This window comes from Paenibacillus sp. FSL R10-2778 (assembly GCF_038593035.1).
In the GTDB taxonomy this organism is placed as follows: Bacteria; Bacillota; Bacilli; order Paenibacillales; family Paenibacillaceae; genus Paenibacillus_AQ; species Paenibacillus_AQ odorifer.
On sequence record NZ_CP151956.1, the window covers coordinates 6654886 to 6672778 of the forward strand.

The window sequence follows — 17893 nt, forward strand, 5'->3', positions numbered from 1 at the left end:
CCTGATCACAGTTTCATTCGGGTTCTAAATCATTAACCTTTCACCGACCCACCCATAAGCCCTCTGACGAAATACTTTTGCAGCAGGAAAAAAATAGCGAGCGGCATCAGCATAGAGATAAATGCAGCCGAAGTAAGTAAATGCCAATCGTTGCCTCTTGAGCCTACTAAATCGGCAATTTTCATCGACATGACTTGCACAGACGGTTGATTGCCGATAAAAATCAATGAGACTAAATAGTCATTCCACACCCACAGGAATTGGAAGATCCCGATAGAAGCCAGTGCTGGCACTGATAGAGGCAGAATTAACCTACTGAATATAGTGAAATGACTTGCCCCATCCATGAAAGCCGATTCGAACAAATCCTTCGGCAATTGACTGATAAAGTTGTACATAAAGTACGTAACCAGCGGTAATCCAAAAGCCGTATGCGCCAGCCAAATTCCCAGATAACTTCCGTTTAGCCCAAGTGCGGTATAATCCTTAAGTACTGGAATAAGCGCAACCTGTATCGGAATGACGAGCATTGCAATAATGATTACAAAAAGGATTCTGCGCCCAGGAAACCGCAGCCAGGCAAAAGCATATGCAGCAAAAGAAGCGATCAGCACCGGAATAACTGTTGCTGGAACAGCAATCGTTAGCGTATTCCAGAAAGCCTGTGACAATCCGGAGCCTTTTTGCACCGTTTCACTACCATCAGCCTGTTTCAGCTTGTATTCCTTACCGGAAAGCACATTATTATAGTTATCCAGCGTGAGATCCGGTGTCATCTTCCAACCTTGTATCTGTTCATTTACGGTACGTGCTCTACGATTCTCCCACATAAGCCGGCTGCCATCAGCCTTCACGCCAGCCTTCAGCTCATCATCTGTATAAGTTTTACCGTTCACCTCAATTGGCTGCCGAAGATCCACATCCTTGGATAGCTGAATCGTCTCTCCAGCCTTCCACTCCTGATGGGGAAAAGCTTTCCACCATCCAGTCTGCAGAATGTCAGCAGCCGGACGGAAGGAGGAAATAAATAGCCCAAGAGTCGGAAGCAGCCAAATAAAACAGATCACACCCAACACGATATTTACAACCGTTTTGCTGCCTTTTCTCTTCTTTTTGCCAGCCATTAGAATCCCCCCTGCTTACGGAACTGACGTAGATTGATTATGATTACAGGCAGCACCGCGATCAGTAGAACAATAGCCAGCGTGGAGCCGTAGCCGAAATTACGGTACATAAAGAATTGCCGGTAGAACTGTGTAGCAACAACCTCTGTATCGTATTGACCTCCTGTCATCACCATGACGACGTCAAATATTTTCAACGTAAAGACGATAATGGTCGTTGTCACTGTCAGAATGGTTGATGAAATATATGGAATCATGATTCCAAAGAAAATCTTCACCTCATTTGCTCCATCCACTCGTGCAGCTTCCAAAATGTCGTCAGGAACCCCTTTGATTGCTGCCGAGAAAATCACCATTGCAAATCCCGTCTGCATCCAGATCAAAATGATAATGAGGAAAAAGTTATTCCATGGCTGAAGCATACTCGTCCAGGCTTGGGGTTCTCCCCCAAAATAAGTAACGATTGCGTTCAACAGCCCGATTTGTTCGTCACCCGGTTGATAGTAATATACGAATTTCCAAATGACTCCTGCCGCTACAAAGGAAATAGCCATCGGCATAAAGATGATCGATTTGGCGATTTTCTCATAGCTGCTGCGATCGGCAAGAATAGCAATTAAGAGCCCGAATGCTACACAAGCAAGCGTGCCAACGAATACCCAAAGTAAATTGTTACGCAATGCCGTTGCCATCAGATGATCGCTAAAGATCGCTGCATAATTGCTCAGACCCACAAATTTTTCTGAAGAAGCATTAAAAAAGCTCAAATATAATGTTCGCAGTGCAGGCAGGACCAGTAACCAGCCCAGAATAATCACTGCCGGACCAATAAAGATATAAGGCAGCACCTTTCGCCGGATATGATCAGGGTACTGCTCAACCGCCCACGTCAGCGTATAGTAAATCAGATAAACACCTAGAACTCCCCAGAGGACAGCCAGAACCGCTGTTAGCAGCGGATTTAATGTGGAATCCCGGAAGAATAAAAAGATTGCGCCGTTAACAACAATATTCGCTAACAACACAACTAGGGACAGCATTACCGCCTTCAGGCTGACGGTTGGCCTAGCTTGTGGTTGTGTTGGCATTTGTGGCTGTGGCTGTGATTGTGCACCCATATTAGCTCCAGCTCCTCCTATAAGTTTTGCGGAGCAAAACTCTTATCATAAGCATCGAACTCACTAGTTAGAAAACAAAAAGAGGGGCAGACAATCCTCTTTTCTTACTGCCCCTCTTTTTACTGTGCGCTTTAAATATTAGGTTAGTTGTTCCAGCCGGACTGGATTTGTTCCAAGGCCTGATCCAGTGTCGCTGTACCGCTCACATAGTCGGTCATCCCTTTCCAGAAGGTGCCTGCACCCACTTTACCTGGCATCAAATCAGAGCCATCAAAACGCAGTGTGGAAGCATCTTGAACCAACTTCGCCATCCGGCGATCGGATTCAGAGGTATACCAATCAAGGGAAGCATCATTCATAGGAGCAATTACGCCGCCAGATTGTACCCAGCTCTTAATCGACTCTCCAGTGGTGAAGAATTCCATGACTGCACGAACCTCTGGACGATCGTTGAACATAGCGTAAATATCACCTGCAACCAGCACTGGTTTACCATATTGCGCATCAATTGGCGGCAAGTAGAACCAATCATAATCCTGATCAACCTTTGCCGTTTCAGGGAAGAAGCTTGTAATAAAGTTACCGAGCATATTAAACCAGGCTTTAGGCGGATCAGTGAACATTGGCGCTGGGGCATCCCCGAAGGATGTTGTCACGATAGACTTAGCACCACCGTAAACATAATCCTTGTTAAGCCAAATTTTAGACATGATTTCAACAGCATTTTTTACTTCTGGTGAAGTAAATGGCAGTTCACCTTTTACCCACTTATCGTAGTTCTCAGGCGTAGTCGTACGAAGCATTATATTTTCGACCCAGTCTGTTGCTGGCCAACCCGTTGCAGCACCACTCTCAATGCCAATAGCCCAGGCAGGATCGCCATCCTTGGCAATTTGCTCAGTGAGTGCCATCAGCTCATCCCAAGTTTCAGGAACCTTGTAACCTGCATCATCAAATTGTTTCTTTGGATACCATACCAAGCTCTTTACATTACTGCGGTTCCAAATCCCCGCCATGATCTTCCCGTCTTTTCCGTCCATCGTAGACATATCGAGCCAGCTCTTATTGTAATTAGCCGTCAATTTGTCTTGATCCAGCACACTGGTCAAATCGATAACCTTGCCCGTCTTAGCAATCGATGCCAGCAATCCCGGCTGCGGGAAGTCAGCGATATCAGGAGCATTTCCGCCGTCCACCCGAATATTTATTGTTGCTTCGAACTCCTTGGAGCCCTCGTATTGAATATCGATCCCTGTCTTCTCTTCAAATTCTTTAATGCTGCTCTCAAATTTCACTTGGTCAGCATCTACGAAGGGTCCAAACATGGTTACTTTAGTCCCTTTATATTCACCTTTCATCGCTAAATCTAACGGGGAACCCGAAGGTTCAGCACTAGGTGCATTTGTCGCTTCCTCGGTGTTATCTGCTGTTGGGCTGACTGTTGCCGCCGGTGGATCTGTAGGCGCCGCATTATTGTTGCCTCCGCCGCATGCGCTCAGCGTCATTGTGAAGGATAAACACAGTACTAAAGCCAACGACTTTTTACGTCCTGAGATCTTCTTCATCTTTTGTACATCCCCTTTAATGGTTATAGAGATAACATCTTATTCAATCATCCGGGCACCCTGGCATGTATTAGCAGCTTGTAGCAGATCACCTCCTTGCAAAGCTTTTCAGAAGACAGGTAAATATCCTAAAATCAAACTCCATCACAAATGTAATTTAATAATAGCGCTTACATTTTTTATATTATCATAATTAGTAACCGTTTCCAATCGGAAAATGAGATGTTTTTCATAAGAATTCATACTATTTTCTATCCTAACATTTAAATTTTAATTAAGACCGATACGTGGCTCTGAAAAGCTTTTCAGAAGAAGGTCACAAAAATAAAGAGCCTTTATTTTTCCCGCGTGGATTCCCGCACAATCAGCTTATGCTCCATCTTTTCATTCAATACCTGGACACCACCTGTTGTGAGCAATTCATGCAGCATCTCCGCCGCACGATACCCTAACTCATAAATCGGCTGTGCAATCGTGGTCAGCTTTGGAATGAACATACTCGACATCCGCAAATTATCAAATCCAATCACAGATACCTGCCCCGGAACTAGAATATTACGATCCTTCAGATAAGAAATCGTCCCCATTGCAAATTCGTCAGCAACACAGAAAACGGCGGTCAGCTCGGGATAATCAGTAAACAACTCATGCGCAGCTTGATAAGCGTGTTCGAACCTGTGATTGGCATATTTGCTCTTCACAATATTCTGCTGTAGTCCAAACTCTGTTAATGCCCTTACAAAACCTTCATAACGAGGCGGGCCGGATACGGAGTTATCATGGTTAAAACCAATCATGCCAATGTCCTTATGCCCTAAATCAATCAGAAACTTTACCGCATCGTAAGCCGCCTGTTCATCATCCACCTCCACAGATGGAATGTCGTACTCATCAGAATGCGAGGATACCAACACAAAAGGAATTCTACAACCGACTAATTTGTCATGTGTCTCAGGATAAAGGACATCACTGGCGAACACGATCCCATCCACCTGCTTCTCATGAAAGTTATCGATGTAAGACAGCATCCGTTCTTTGTCGCGGTCCGTATTGCAGATCATTAAACTGTATCCGAGCTTGATGCATGCATCCTGCATTCCCCGAATAACCCCTGCGAAATACAGGTTCTCAATATCCGGAATCAGCAGGCCCAGTGTAAAAGACTTCTTGTAGATCAGGCCGCGTGCAAACGCATTTGGTTGATATTGCAAACGTTCTACAGCCTCCATCACTCGATTCCGTTTGCTCTCTACGACCGTATTCGGTGCATTCATAACACGCGATACGGTGCTGATCGACACCTCCGCCATTCTGGCAACATCTCTTATGGTTGGCTTCATAACGATAACTTCCTTTTTTTCAGGTAACTTTTCGATGTGATTATAGCAAGCCCGTTAAGAAATAACAAGAGATATTTTAAAGCGCTTACATTTTATTTTAAAGACATACTTATTCCTTATCTAATCATTACAAAGTGCGTATAACTTACTTAAAGTGTGTATATAGTTTTATTACATGGTATACTAGGCGAGTAGCATTATTCGCAGCTACAAATACTGCTCTAGACTATCTGAGCGTTTATTATAGGAGGGATTACATTGAAGCAACAGCGCGATATTCGATTCTCCGTACTGGACTTAGCCTCTATTGTGGAGGGTGGCACAGCGGCAGACTCTTTTCATAACTCTTTAGCTTTAGCTCAACATGCTGAGGCATGGGGCTATCACCGGTATTGGTTTGCTGAGCATCACAACATGATTGGTGTTGCCAGTTCTGCTACCTCACTCTTAATTGGCCACATTGCTGGCGGCACAAAAAGCATACGCGTAGGCTCTGGAGGCATCATGTTGTCCAACCACGCACCACTTGTCATTGCAGAACAATTCGGGACCCTCGAATCCCTATATCCAGGACGGATTGATTTAGGACTGGGCAGAGCCCCAGGATCCGATCAACCGGCTTCCCGTGCGCTACGCCGTGGTCTCGGAAGCGACGGCAGTGACTTCCCCGAGCAGTTAAGTGAGCTCAGAGCCTACTTCGATCCTGCAGGTGCAGGATCACGACCGGCTGGGGTTCGTGCTGTTCCTGGTGAAGGCTTGAATATCCCCATCTGGCTGCTAGGCTCCAGCGGTTTTAGTGCTCAGCTGGCAGGGAAGCTAGGTTTACCTTTTGCTTTCGCCAGCCATTTCGCACCAGAATATTTACTACAAGCTTTACACATCTATCATAGTAATTTCCGTCCTTCAGCAGCACTCGACAAACCTTATGTGATGGTCGGAGTTGGCATTACAGCAGCCGATACCGTGAATGAGGCAAGACGACTGGCTACCTCGCAGCAGCAGCAATTCCTTAATATCATCCGCGGACGTACGGGGAAGTTACAACCACCGGTTGAAAGTATGGAGGGGCTATGGACGATGCAAGAAAAAGCAGCCATGCTTGAGAAACAGCGTTACTCTTTCGCTGGTGATAAAGCAGCAATTAAAGAACGGCTTCAAGAAATCCTGCAAGAGACACAGGCCGATGAATTGATTGTTTCTGGTGGAATTTATGATCCTAACGCTCGTCTACGCTCTTATGAGATTGTAGCCGACGCTATGAAGGAAATCTAATTTATCATCATAATTAAGGCAAGACGATAGGTCTGGTATCGGGGTTTGAGCCCTATTCCAGATGTATGTCTTGCCTTTTTATTTTGCATTCATAATCGTTCTCAATAAAACACAATAAAAACAATGAATTACATAAAAATAAAGAGTTAAATAGAGAAAACTGGTGTAAACCCATTAACATAATTGATATTTGATCAAATATGATGGATTTCCTTCTAATATCCCATTTTTGTTTAGATATTATTTTGATTATACTTTAGTTATTCGCTATAACGAACGAATTGGCGGTATATCTCTACCCTCTCCTTCCGCTTTCACGGAGATTCCTATATACGCACAAGGAAGTGGTTCTGTGAGATACTACTTATTTCGACAATGTTTGATGAAAAATCCGATTAGAAGAGAAGAATTTGCCGGAAGCCCGCAAATGATGTCTACAAAATTTAATATGGGGTTCAGGAGAAAGGAGCGAGTAAAGTGAAGAAGAAATATCGCTCGGCTTTCATAGCTGCTTATATCCTGACTATTCTAGCAGGAGTCATCTGGCATGCTGGCGGAGTTAGTGCGCAAGATACCATTAAGCTTACGGTGAATTCGCATACGACAAGCACAGCCACCATGAACAATATGCAGCCTGGTGATGAAACGAACTCAGAATACACAATTATTAACGCAGGTAGTGAGGGCTTTAATTACTATGTGGACTTCAAATTCATCTCTGGAGACGCAGAATTATACGATATTCTCCAAATGACACTCGAAAAAGAGGGAGTAATCATCTATTCAGGGGTGATGAGTGAGGCTGCCGGAAGAGTTGCCATCGGTTCACTTGCCGGGGGAGAACAAAGTGTAATCCAAATGGATGTAATTTTCCCGTGGGAAGCAGGGAACGAATATCAAGGGAAAACCACCACTGTAGCCTTTGAGTTCTCCGCTTCTGGAGGACCGGAGCCATCCGCTCAACCTAGTCCTTCACCGACAGCGACGGCCACAGCTCAGCCTACACCGGAGCCATCACCTACAGCGACTGCTACACCTACTGTAGCGCCAACTACGACACCTACTGCCACGGCTACAGCTACACCTGAAGCTTCGCCGACCGCAACAGCTTCACCAACCACGACACCTACAGATCCGCCGACGACTACTGCTTCACCAACTGCGGCACCTACGAATACACCGACGGCTACTTCGCCAACGGTAACAGCAGCTGCCACACCAGGGCAATCAACGACGCCAACACCAACACCATGGCCAACACCTACAGCTTCACCAGTAGTAGATGAAATTAGTGTTACTGAAGCGCCGATCCCACTGGGTGGAGGCGATAATGAGCCGACAGCATCACCAAGTGCTGGCAGCCAAACTACCAGTGCAACACCGCAGCCAAGCAATGAAATCGCCCTGCCTGATGATGAGCTTCCACTGGGAGCACCAGAGGTTGGCAACAAGCTTCCAAATACCGCTGAGCCTTGGTATAACTTGATTCTTGCCAGCTTAGCCATTGCGGTACTCAGCGTGATTATCATGCGCAGATTGAAATCGAAGAAATAACCACATTTTGCAGCATAAGTCTGGAGGTGAGAGAGTATGAAGAAGCGTAATGGTGTCTTGCTAGCCGTGAAGCTAATCTTCATACTCTCTTTAGTTGTGTTGATTTACTCGGTTGTACAAGTGGTCAAAGCACCGCTCGAAGCTAAACAGGCTTTAAATGATTGGGCAAAAAAGAGGGAGGAAGCTGTCGCCCGCCCCCTTTCTGCCGAAGAAATCCCTCTTCCCATGGGAATGATCAGTTCAGCCAAGGAACAGCCGCACCCCGCTCATTCCTATTCAGAAGGTGAAATCATAGGAGAGATTCGTTTCCCCAAATTAAACAAAAAGATCGCAGTGCTAGAAGGCACGGAGAGCCCCGATCTAAAAAAGGGAGCCGGACATTATAAAGGCAGCGCAGCTATCGGTGCCACCGGCAACAGTGTGCTCGCAGGCCACCGCGATACAGTGTTCCGTAATCTGGGAGAACTCGTCGCTGGAGATCTTATCGAGCTGGAAAGTACCGATGGGACTTTTACCTATGAAGTAACAGGCAGCACAATTGTTGACGGGGACGAACGTGGTGCTATAAAGCCAAGTGATAAGGCCATCCTCACATTGATTACCTGTTATCCCTTTTCATATGTGGGATCTGCACCGGACCGTTATTTACTTTCAGCGAAGTTAGTGAAACAAGAAATATTGCCGCATTAAACTTAAATATTACCTCAATCTTCTTCCTCAGGGATGAGACCTTATATGGAAAGTGATACTATATATATACAATAGTAAAGAGGAGATGACCCAAGGTGAAGAAAGAGGTTGTAGAACGGTTTATTTCGTATGCACAAATGGATACCCAATCGAATGAAGATAATGAGACTTGCCCATCCACTCCGGGACAGATGGTTCTGGCCCACAAGCTGGTTGAAGAGCTTAAGGAAATCGGCATGGAGGAAGTCCAGGTGGACGAGCATGGCTATGTTATGGCGACACTCCCTGCGAATACGGACAAGGATGTTCCGACCATTGGTTTTTTAGCCCATTTGGATACAGCGACTGATTTTACCGGAACGAATGTGAAGCCACAGATTATCGAGAACTATGATGGTCAAGATATTCTTTTGAATAAAGAGCTGAATGTTGTATTATCCACAGCGAGCTTTCCGGAGCTGGCGGAATACAAAGGCCACACCTTAATTACAACCGACGGCACGACCCTGCTTGGCGCAGATAATAAAGCCGGTATTGCTGAGATTATGACCGCCATGCATTACCTCATTCAACATCCAGAAATCAAACACGGCAAGATTAGAGTTGCCTTCACACCAGACGAAGAAATCGGCCGCGGGCCTCATAAATTTGACGTAGCCGCTTTTAATGCTTCCTATGCTTACACTGTAGACGGAGGTCCACTCGGAGAATTAGAGTATGAAAGCTTTAATGCTGCGTCTGCCAAAATCTCAGTCTACGGCGTTAATGTTCACCCTGGTACTGCAAAAGGAAAGATGATTCATTCCGCCAAAATCGCCATGGCACTTCATCTCAGACTCCCTGCTGAGGAAGCGCCCGAATATACAGACGGTTATGAAGGCTTTTATCACCTAAGCTCTATAGAAGGCACACCTGAATTCAGCAAGCTGCAATATATCATCCGCGACTTCGACCGTGAGAAATTCGAGGCACGTAAAGCATATCTCTCAGCTGTCGTAGAAGAATTCAAAAACATCCATGGTGAAGAGAACATCGTGCTTGAAATGAAGGACCAATATTACAATATGCGTGAAAAAATCGAGCCAGTGCGTCATATCGTCGATATTGCCCATGAGGCGATGGAGAACCTTAACATCACACCGATCATCCGCCCGATTCGCGGAGGTACAGATGGCTCGCAGCTTTCCTACATGGGCTTGCCGACACCTAATATTTTCACCGGAGGCGAGAATTTCCATGGCAAATTCGAATATGCGTCTGCGGACAATATGGTAAAAGCGGTAAATGTTATCGTGGAGATTGCTAAGCTATTCGAACAGAAAGCCTAAAGTATTATCCGCATCACTCCTTTAAAATACCAAAAAATCCCTGTAGAGGCCGATCCAGACCTCTCAGGGATTATTAATGTTCATAGGCTATTCGATTAGCATCTTTCTTCCGGCGGCGTGTCCTTCCAGATCACGTTTTCTCCGTAATTTTTACCCCAATCATACATCAATCGAAGGACGGGAAGCAGACTTTGGCCATATGATGTCAGGGAATACTCTACTTTTGGCGGAACCTCAGCGTACACTTTTCTTAGAACCAGCTGGTCCTCTTCGAGCTCGCGAAGCTGATTGGTCAACATTTTTTGCGTGATATGAGGAATTAGCTTCTTCAGCTCGCTGAATCGCTTTGTCCCTTCAAGCCCTAGATGCCAGAGGATAATCAGCTTCCATTTCCCTCCGATCACCGCAAGCGTCAATTCCTTCTCACAGTTAATTTCCTTCAAGTTTATGCGATCTTTAATCTCGGTTGCCATACCTAAAGCGCCTCCTCTCTCCTGTTATCATACTAACACAAAAACGAATAACCTCCTTATAAGAAGGCATTCGTTTCTGTACGTTCACTCTAAATTAGCATGCTTGCCGAACATTTGCTGATTCGTCTGCCCCGTCTTCTCCATCATTCGCAGAATAATAGCATCATAAAAGACCAACATCGTCTGTTCGAATAAAGAAGCCATCGGCTGGATCGTGCTGTAGCTTCCACTGGCCGGATCTTTTGGAGATCCCGGCAGCTTCACTGTATAGCCCGCTAAACGTCCAACCGTCGAATCCGGCGCAATGGTAACGGCAACAACTTCTGCACCCACCCCTTTGGCTTTCTCAGCCATAGAGATCAACCCTTTCGTCTCACCAGAACCGGAACCGAGGACTAACACATCCCCCTGTTCAATCCCCGGAGTCACCGTTTCGCCTACAACATAAGCCTCTTTACCAACATGCATTAACCGCATAGCAAAGGCCCGTCCCATCAGTCCAGATCTGCCCGCTCCAGCCACGAAGATCTTATTGGACTGAAGCAGCAGCTCAGCCATTCGCTCAGTCTCTTCTTCATCAAGCTGAGATATGGAGCGCTGGAGCTCCTCTATAATTTGCTGCGCATATTTCATTGTATCCATTGTAATCTTAAGCCTGACTAACTAGACGTTTCATTTCTGCTGCGGCAGCCTTTTGATCCGCTTCACCTGTGATGCCTCCGCCAACGATGACAAGATCAGGGTTCGCGGCGATCACTTCTGGAAGTGTGCTTAGCTTGATCCCTCCAGCGATAGCTGTTTTGGCCTGCTTAACCACACTCTTAATCGCATTTAAATCTGCAAAAGAATTTTTACCTTCCGCTTGATGGTCATATCCAGAGTGTACACAGATATAGTCTACGCCAAGTGCGTCTACTTCAGCCGCTCTTGTTTGGATATCCTTCACATTAATCAGATCAACTAGAATCTCTTTATTGGTTTTCTTCGCTTCCTCCACTGCACCTCTAATGGTAGAATCATCAGAAACACCAAGTACAGTAACGATATCCGCGCCCGCTTCCACGGCCTTCATCACTTCATATCCACCTGCGTCCATGATTTTCAAATCTGCCAACACAGTCAAAGCTGGAAAAGCCTCTTTGATTGCCTTCACTGCATGTAACCCTTCATTTATAACGATAGGTGTTCCAATTTCAACGATATCTATAAATTCGGCAACTTTTGAGACAACCTCTTTCGCTCCCGCAATGTCCACTAAATCCAACGCTAATTGTAATTTCATATTTATTTGCACTCCTTATTAATATATTTTAGTAAGTCATGTACAAATTGTAGTTCCTTACATCCCTTTAGGGAAGTAGGCACTTTATTGTGATGTAGTTACCTAGAGGATACTAATGTGCGGTTAAAGGGCTCTTTTCGACTTAAATTAAAAACGTTTTGTCATTTTTCTGTAAAAATACTGCATTTCCATGAAAGCTGTGCTAATATTACAGTTTGTTTATGAAATTTTAGGAAGTACATCATAATATAAGAAGGTGCACAATGAAGCAAAATAATCACCAGGAATTCAACCTGGTCAAACTGACCTGGCCGATTTTCCTCGAGCTATTCCTCTTTATGCTCATGGGCAGTGTGGATACTTTTATGATCAGTTCAGTGTCCGACGATGCCGTGTCTGGTGTCGGCGCAGCGAATCAGATCATTGCGATAGCAATTTTAGTCCTCAGTGTAATTGGTAATGGCGCAGCTATTGTGGTCTCCCAATATCTCGGTTCCAAAAAACCTCTGGAAGCCGCTCAAGTGACCGGCAATGCTATTACCCTAAACCTGTTAGTCGGCATTCTCCTAAGTACGTTTTTGCTGATATTCGGAGGGTCGCTACTGACTGCGCTGAATGTAAAAGGGGATATCCTCATTTACGCCAAAGCCTATATGAATATTGTTGGGGGCGGTATTTTTCTGCAAGCATTAATTAATGCTCTGGCGACTACTATCCGTACTCACGGTTTCACCAAACAGACGATGGTCGTATCCTTGCTGATGAATATCATTCACGTAGTGGGCAACTACCTGCTCATTTATGGTCATTTCGGACTTCCGGCGTTAGGTGTGGAGGGTGCGGCTATCTCAACAGTGATGAGTCGCTTTATCTGCCTGATCCTATTCTTCCTGCTGCTCTACAGAGTGATGGAGGTACGGGTGAAAGTAACCTATTACATTCATCTTTCTAAAAAATACGTGCTGCAAATTCTCAAAATCGGCATCCCGTCCGCTTTTGAATCCATCACTTATCAGTCGTGCCAGCTTGTATTCACACTGTATATTACTTATTTAGGCGCTGAAGCTATGGCTACCCGCCAGTACGCGCTTAATATTTCCAATTATATTTATTTATTCAGTGTAGCTGTCTCTATGGGAACTTCCATCGTTGTAGGACATCTCGTGGGAGCTAGACGACCTGATGAAGCCTATAAGCGTGTGTTCACCAGTGTAAAGTGGGCGTTGCTGGTTACCGTAATAATAGATGCTGTGGTGATTTTCTTCCGGGTACCGCTATTCGGGCTTTTCACAGACAATGAGAACATCATTAGGATGGGGGCGCAGGTCATATTGCTTAGCTTCTTCCTGGAAACCGGGCGCACAACCAATCTGGTTATCATTAACTCTTTACGTGCCTCGGGCGATGCCAAATTCCCTGTATATATGGGACTGATCTCCATGGTCTGCATGAGCTTACCTCTTGGTTATTTCCTGGTGTTCCAACTTGATCTCGGGTTAGCCGGCGTGTGGATTGCTACTGCGGTCGATGAGTGGGTGAGAGCCGTCATTATGTATTTCCGCTGGAAGAGCCGAGCTTGGGAGAAACATGGACTTATCGAACACGAAGCTCCAGAACACTGTACACCTTCCGCTACTCCTGCAGCTGTAAATTAATATGTATATACAGAGGGTTCTTTAAGGTCATATCAGATCTTAAGGAACCTTCTATTTATTTACGCCAACATTACATAAAATTTGAGAATGAAGGAACCATTCTACGTTACAATAGATAGAACATAATTCACAAAGCTAAAGGAGAGAACTTCATGCCGGAGGAAACCGGAATCCATGAGTTACTGACGCTCAAAACGATTGCGGAGACTTTAAACAGTTCCAATGAGCTCAGACCCATGCTCGACACAGTCATGGGCAAGCTACTTGAGTTAACCGGAAACACTGCAGGCTGGATCTTCCTGAGCGAAGAATACATGGAATATGAGTGTGCCGCTGATCGAGGCCTGCCACCTGCACTACAGCGCGACAATAAACAACCAATGCAGTGCGGAAGCTGCTGGTGCCTAAGCCGCCTATGGGACGGTCGGCTCGAGCATGCCGTTAACATTCTAAGCTGCAAGCGGCTGAGTAACGCCAGGCAGTATAACTGGGGCGACACGCTGGGCATCACCCACCACGCCACCGTCCCGCTGCATTCAGGTGAGCGTTACTTGGGACTTATGAATGTGGCCGCACCAGGCAAAGCACATTACGCCGACAGCGAGCTGGCTTTGCTGCAATCCGTGGCTTTGCAAATTGGCAGTGCTATAGAACGGATGCAGTTATATAGCACCGAGCAGCGCCGCGCGAATCTGTACGCCAAATTAGGCGAATTCAGCGCAGCTTTAAATCTAACCGCCAACCAATGTATCTCGCCCAGTATTCTGATCGAGAAAAGCGCCGCCCTGATTGGCGACTATTTCGATTGGCCCTTTGCAGCGATTATCGGGCAGCATGAGGGACAATTCGAAGTCCATGCTGCCTATGCGGCTAATATAACGCCGGAAATAGCTCCCTTCGAGCTCTCGGATTCTTTTAAAGTACGTCTAGGAGATATCACAAAAGGACAACGCTTTGCGACATTAACCCCTGATGAAGAGCAGGAAATTACGAAGTCCTGCTGTTCTAAACAACCTGTCGCGGAGCGTGTCGTGATGCTCGCCGTGCCCTTTCGGCAGATTGCCGCACAAGGTGCAGGAATTCTACTGATCACCTCACCCAAAGCACTAGCCTCCGCAACTGCGGATGGAGAGGTGCTTGAGGCTGTCGCTGAGCATATTTCCGCTACATTGGAAAGTGCTCAGCTTGGAGAGAAACGCCGCGAAATTGCGCGTCTTGACGAGCGGAATCGTCTGGCCCGTGACCTGCACGACTCCGTGAACCAGATCCTCTTCTCCCTCTCAATGACCGCCAAAGGCGTGGAAAGTATGCTGAAGCAGGAGCATGTCTCCCATCCTGCTACTGAGGCTGTCCGCGATATTCAAGCTTTATCCCAGTCTGCACTCAAAGAAATGCGTGCATTAATTATGCAGCTTCGGCCTGCCGGACTGGAAGCCGGTTTATTGACTGCGTTGCAGGCTCATGGCCAGCAGCTAGGGCTGCTGATACAGACGCAACGGAGCGGTGTTCACGAACTTCCCCGCAACGTGGAGGAAGGGCTGTGGCGCATTGGCCAAGAAGCACTCAATAATGTACGGAAGCATTCCGGAACCTCTAAAGCGGAGGTATCTCTGCATCTGAATGCAGCCGAGGTGGTACTGAGCGTTGCCGACCAAGGTAAAGGCGGGGCCAAACGGCGTTCTAACACAGACACTAATGAATCTCTTGGTCTGCATATTATGAAGGAAAGAGCAGAAGCTCTCTCCGGTCGTATTCATATCCACAGTGTGGAAAATCAGGGCACAACGGTTGAGGCAACCATACCTCTGCCCATCCAATCTACATGAAGACGGGTGATCATAAATGACGATAAACTTATTATTAGTAGACGACCATGCAATGGTACGCCGTGGGCTGCAAGTATTTCTCTCCACACAACCCGATATCAAGGTGATTGGGGAGGCCTCCAACGGCCGCGAGGCTCTGGAAAGAACAGCTGATTTGAACCCGGATGTCATATTAATGGATTTGCATATGCCCATTATGGACGGCATTGAGACCGCTCAAGCACTGCGGATCTCCCACCCGCAGGTCAAGGTCATTGTATTGACCTCCTTTTCGGATCAGGATCATGTACTCCCGGCTATCCGCGTAGGAATCAAAGGTTATTTGCTTAAAGATATAGAACCAGAAGCGCTGGTAGTTGCGATCCGTAAGGTACATAACGGGCAAGTGGAGCTACATTCCGAGGCTGCCAGCCAACTGATGAATCTAATGGCGATTTCTACACTAGAGCAATTGAAACTTAACACTTCCGATCCGAACGGCCCAAACACAACACCTGCTGCGATCACCGGATTAGAGCTTCTTACCCCACGCGAGCAAGAAGTATTAGACCTGATTGCGCTCGGTATGAGCAACAAAGAGATTGCCAGCAAGCTGGTCATCACCGAAAAAACCGTTAAGACCCATGTCAGCCACGTTCTCGGAAAGCTAAACTTAGCGGATCGGACTCAGGCTGCCATTTTCGCATTGAAAGGCGGCTATAACGCCTAGAATCAAAACTCCTCTACAACTTTAGTCTTAGATGCTCAGCACAATGGCTGAGCGTTTTTATTATGTATGTTCATTCCATGTGCTGATGTTAACAGAGGCCGATTCAACTATCATTGGTTTATAGCAACTGACCTCACATAGGAGTGGATACAGATGAAAGTGATGATCCTGACAGGCAGTAATCGAAAAGAAGCAACCAGCACGAAGCTGGCAGAACATGCCGCCCATTTCATTAGTCAGCAAGGAGAAAAGGTTACCGTGTTTGATCTCTACAAACGCCCACTTCCCTTTTATTCACCAGACGAGGTTTACACAGAGCATGAACATTTAAACGAGCTTAAACAAGAGATGTTAGCAGCGGATGCAGTAATCTTGGTTACTCCGGAATATCACGGCTCGGTAAGTGGCGTATTAAAAAATGCGATTGATCATCTAGGCCAGGCGCATTTCAACGGTAAAGTTGTGTTATCCGCCAGTTCAGCCGGGGGAGCGGTAGGGATAAGCTCATTACTTCAATTGCAAGCCATCGTACGCAACCTGCATGGCATCAATACACCAGACTGGATCTCCATCGGTGGACTGCAACGCAAGCGTTTCGAGGTCGGGTACGACGGATACGAGGGCGGGCGAGAAATCGAAGATCGCATCCACCTAGTATTAGAAGCATTCCTGAACTTAGCCCGCAAAATCGGCAGACCGGCAGGTGCTATCCAATGATCAAAGGACTATATGAAGCACATTTACCAGTAAGCAATCTTGAAGTATCCATCGAATTTTATGAAAAATTAGGTCTGAAAATGGCTTGGCGGGATGAAGAAACTGTATTCTTCTGGATCGAGGAAGGTCGAAGCTGGATTGGTCTTTGGGAAGGCCAGGAGGTCCAAACCCCATACCATCCGTCCTTGCGGCATATTGCCTTCCGTGTCACTTACGAGGATTTGAAGCAATCACTGCAATGGCTGGAATCGATTGGTGTAGAGGCTGTTCCGTTCCGCAACCGGACTTCTGTTGAGCCTTTTATCCGGGCTTATCAAGGAAATGCTTCTGTCTACTTCAACGACCCTGACGGCAACAGCTTGGAATTTATGTGCCACGTAGAGGTTCCTGAACATCTGAAGCATATTTCAGAGAACATAACCTTAACGGAATGGGAGAAATTACTGCACAGTAAATAAAATACTCAAACAAAAAAACAGCTGCTCCCGTCCAAGGGTCCAGCTGTTTGAGTATATTAGCTTCTTCGATTACTTAATCGAAATGCCCTTCTTCATGGCCTTCATGTCTGCATTCGTATTCACAAGCGTTGGCAGTATCTTCATACTTCTAGTCATGGGAGAGTTGCATTGCCAGCAGGTAGGTACATATTGAAAGGCGAAATTATCGCGCATCCAACCTGTGCAACCTTCCTTGGTACAGGACCAAATAGCTGTGTCTTCTTGCGGAAGTTCCTCCAGTGCTTTTTTACGAAAATACATAAGTACCCCTCCTTGGATCGAATCGAGACGATATCGCTACCCTATTAGGGGCAGATTCATACTATGAAAATAAAAAAAGCTGCCCTCAACTTGTGTTAAGGGCAGCCTGATTTTTAAACTACAGTTTTACAACGTTTTCGGCTTGTGGTCCACGAGCGCCTTGAGTTACGTTGAACTCAACGCGTTGGCCTTCGTCCAAAGATTTAAATCCGTCGCCTGTGATTGCGGAGAAGTGTACGAATACGTCGCTTCCACCTTCAACCTCGATAAAACCGAATCCTTTGTCTGCGTTAAACCATTTCACTGTACCTGTTTGCATGATATTACCTCCAATATTTTATTTAACACATGTCCTTTTATTCCTACGTAGTGTACGAACAAATAAAAATTCACACATTGGAAAAGGACTCATACGCACAAATGATAACCTTTTACAATATGTGAATTAAGGGTTAAATTTATGATTGATTTCATTGTACCAC

The 17893-nt window shown here is 46.0% G+C and carries 18 protein-coding genes; 9 read left to right on the forward strand and 9 right to left on the reverse strand.

The window, feature by feature from the left end; genetic code table 11:
• Nucleotides 1-32: 32 nt before the first annotated feature.
• The 4 genes from NST40_RS29780 to NST40_RS29795 all read right to left on the reverse strand — a co-directional run bounded on the left by NST40_RS29780 (nt 33) and on the right by NST40_RS29795 (nt 5147).
• Complete coding sequence (locus NST40_RS29780) at nt 33-1124, reverse strand: carbohydrate ABC transporter permease (RefSeq protein ID WP_342410272.1); 1092 nt, start codon at nt 1122-1124, stop codon at nt 33-35.
• Nucleotides 1124-2212, reverse strand: coding sequence for a sugar ABC transporter permease (locus tag NST40_RS29785; RefSeq protein WP_036682450.1), 1089 nt, complete (start codon nt 2210-2212; stop codon nt 1124-1126). Before NST40_RS29785 ends, NST40_RS29780 begins: the two co-directional genes overlap by 1 nt.
• A 173-nt stretch (nt 2213-2385) precedes the next feature.
• Entirely contained in the window at nt 2386-3807 is a 1422-nt protein-coding gene (locus NST40_RS29790; protein ID WP_341004104.1) for a carbohydrate ABC transporter substrate-binding protein, read from the reverse strand.
• Between the two features lie 335 nt (nt 3808-4142).
• The gene (locus NST40_RS29795; RefSeq protein WP_036682112.1) at nt 4143-5147 is read right to left on the reverse strand and encodes a LacI family DNA-binding transcriptional regulator; all 1005 of its coding nucleotides are present in this window, start codon (nt 5145-5147) and stop codon (nt 4143-4145) included.
• A gap of 258 nt (nt 5148-5405) precedes the next feature.
• Here NST40_RS29795 and NST40_RS29800 point away from each other — a divergent pair, with 258 nt between their 5' ends.
• The 4 genes from NST40_RS29800 to pepT all read left to right on the forward strand — a co-directional run bounded on the left by NST40_RS29800 (nt 5406) and on the right by pepT (nt 9991).
• Complete coding sequence (locus NST40_RS29800) at nt 5406-6419, forward strand: LLM class flavin-dependent oxidoreductase (RefSeq protein WP_081387420.1); 1014 nt, start codon at nt 5406-5408, stop codon at nt 6417-6419.
• A 477-nt stretch (nt 6420-6896) separates the two neighbouring features.
• On the forward strand, nt 6897-7973 hold the full coding sequence (locus NST40_RS29805; RefSeq protein WP_076276265.1) for a hypothetical protein: 1077 nt from the start codon (nt 6897-6899) through the stop codon (nt 7971-7973).
• Between the two features lie 36 nt (nt 7974-8009).
• Nucleotides 8010-8663: a sortase gene (locus NST40_RS29810; RefSeq protein WP_342410273.1), complete on the forward strand. Its 654-nt coding sequence runs from the start codon at nt 8010-8012 to the stop codon at nt 8661-8663.
• 95 nt (nt 8664-8758) lie between these two features.
• Nucleotides 8759-9991 (forward strand): peptidase T, encoded by a 1233-nt coding sequence (gene pepT / locus NST40_RS29815; RefSeq protein ID WP_076220750.1) that lies wholly within the window; start codon nt 8759-8761, stop codon nt 9989-9991.
• A gap of 95 nt (nt 9992-10086) precedes the next feature.
• Here the strand turns inward: pepT and NST40_RS29820 are convergent, their stop codons facing one another.
• From NST40_RS29820 to hxlA, 3 genes are all read right to left on the reverse strand, one after another.
• Nucleotides 10087-10464 carry a helix-turn-helix domain-containing protein gene (locus tag NST40_RS29820; RefSeq protein WP_036682121.1) on the reverse strand — a complete coding sequence of 126 codons (378 nt, stop codon included), beginning with the start codon at nt 10462-10464 and terminating at the stop codon, nt 10087-10089.
• A gap of 84 nt (nt 10465-10548) precedes the next feature.
• Nucleotides 10549-11106, reverse strand: a complete 558-nt coding sequence (hxlB, locus tag NST40_RS29825; RefSeq protein WP_036682124.1) for a 6-phospho-3-hexuloisomerase — start codon at nt 11104-11106, stop codon at nt 10549-10551.
• A 7-nt stretch (nt 11107-11113) separates the two neighbouring features.
• Nucleotides 11114-11746, reverse strand: coding sequence for a 3-hexulose-6-phosphate synthase (hxlA, locus tag NST40_RS29830; RefSeq protein ID WP_036682127.1), 633 nt, complete (start codon nt 11744-11746; stop codon nt 11114-11116).
• A 263-nt stretch (nt 11747-12009) separates the two neighbouring features.
• Between hxlA and NST40_RS29835 the strand changes: the two genes are divergently transcribed.
• The 5 genes from NST40_RS29835 (at nt 12010) to NST40_RS29855 (ending at nt 17111) form a co-directional block, all read left to right on the forward strand.
• Nucleotides 12010-13401, forward strand: a complete 1392-nt coding sequence (locus NST40_RS29835; RefSeq protein WP_076124068.1) for an MATE family efflux transporter — start codon at nt 12010-12012, stop codon at nt 13399-13401.
• A 152-nt stretch (nt 13402-13553) separates the two neighbouring features.
• Complete coding sequence (locus NST40_RS29840; RefSeq protein ID WP_076219649.1) at nt 13554-15227, forward strand: GAF domain-containing sensor histidine kinase; 1674 nt, start codon at nt 13554-13556, stop codon at nt 15225-15227.
• Between the two features lie 16 nt (nt 15228-15243).
• The gene (locus NST40_RS29845) at nt 15244-15936 is read left to right on the forward strand and encodes a response regulator transcription factor (protein WP_076219648.1); all 693 of its coding nucleotides are present in this window, start codon (nt 15244-15246) and stop codon (nt 15934-15936) included.
• A gap of 153 nt (nt 15937-16089) precedes the next feature.
• Complete coding sequence (locus tag NST40_RS29850; protein ID WP_076276267.1) at nt 16090-16653, forward strand: NADPH-dependent FMN reductase; 564 nt, start codon at nt 16090-16092, stop codon at nt 16651-16653.
• Nucleotides 16650-17111 (forward strand): VOC family protein, encoded by a 462-nt coding sequence (locus NST40_RS29855; protein ID WP_076276268.1) that lies wholly within the window; start codon nt 16650-16652, stop codon nt 17109-17111. The genes NST40_RS29850 and NST40_RS29855 overlap by 4 nt, the downstream gene beginning before the upstream one ends.
• A gap of 69 nt (nt 17112-17180) precedes the next feature.
• Here the strand turns inward: NST40_RS29855 and NST40_RS29860 are convergent, their stop codons facing one another.
• Nucleotides 17181-17411 carry a cold-shock protein gene (locus NST40_RS29860; protein WP_036682139.1) on the reverse strand — a complete coding sequence of 77 codons (231 nt, stop codon included), beginning with the start codon at nt 17409-17411 and terminating at the stop codon, nt 17181-17183.
• A gap of 118 nt (nt 17412-17529) precedes the next feature.
• A complete protein-coding gene (locus NST40_RS29865) occupies nt 17530-17730 on the reverse strand; it encodes a cold-shock protein (protein WP_019914790.1) in 201 nt (66 codons plus the stop codon).
• Nucleotides 17731-17893: the final 163 nt, after the last annotated feature.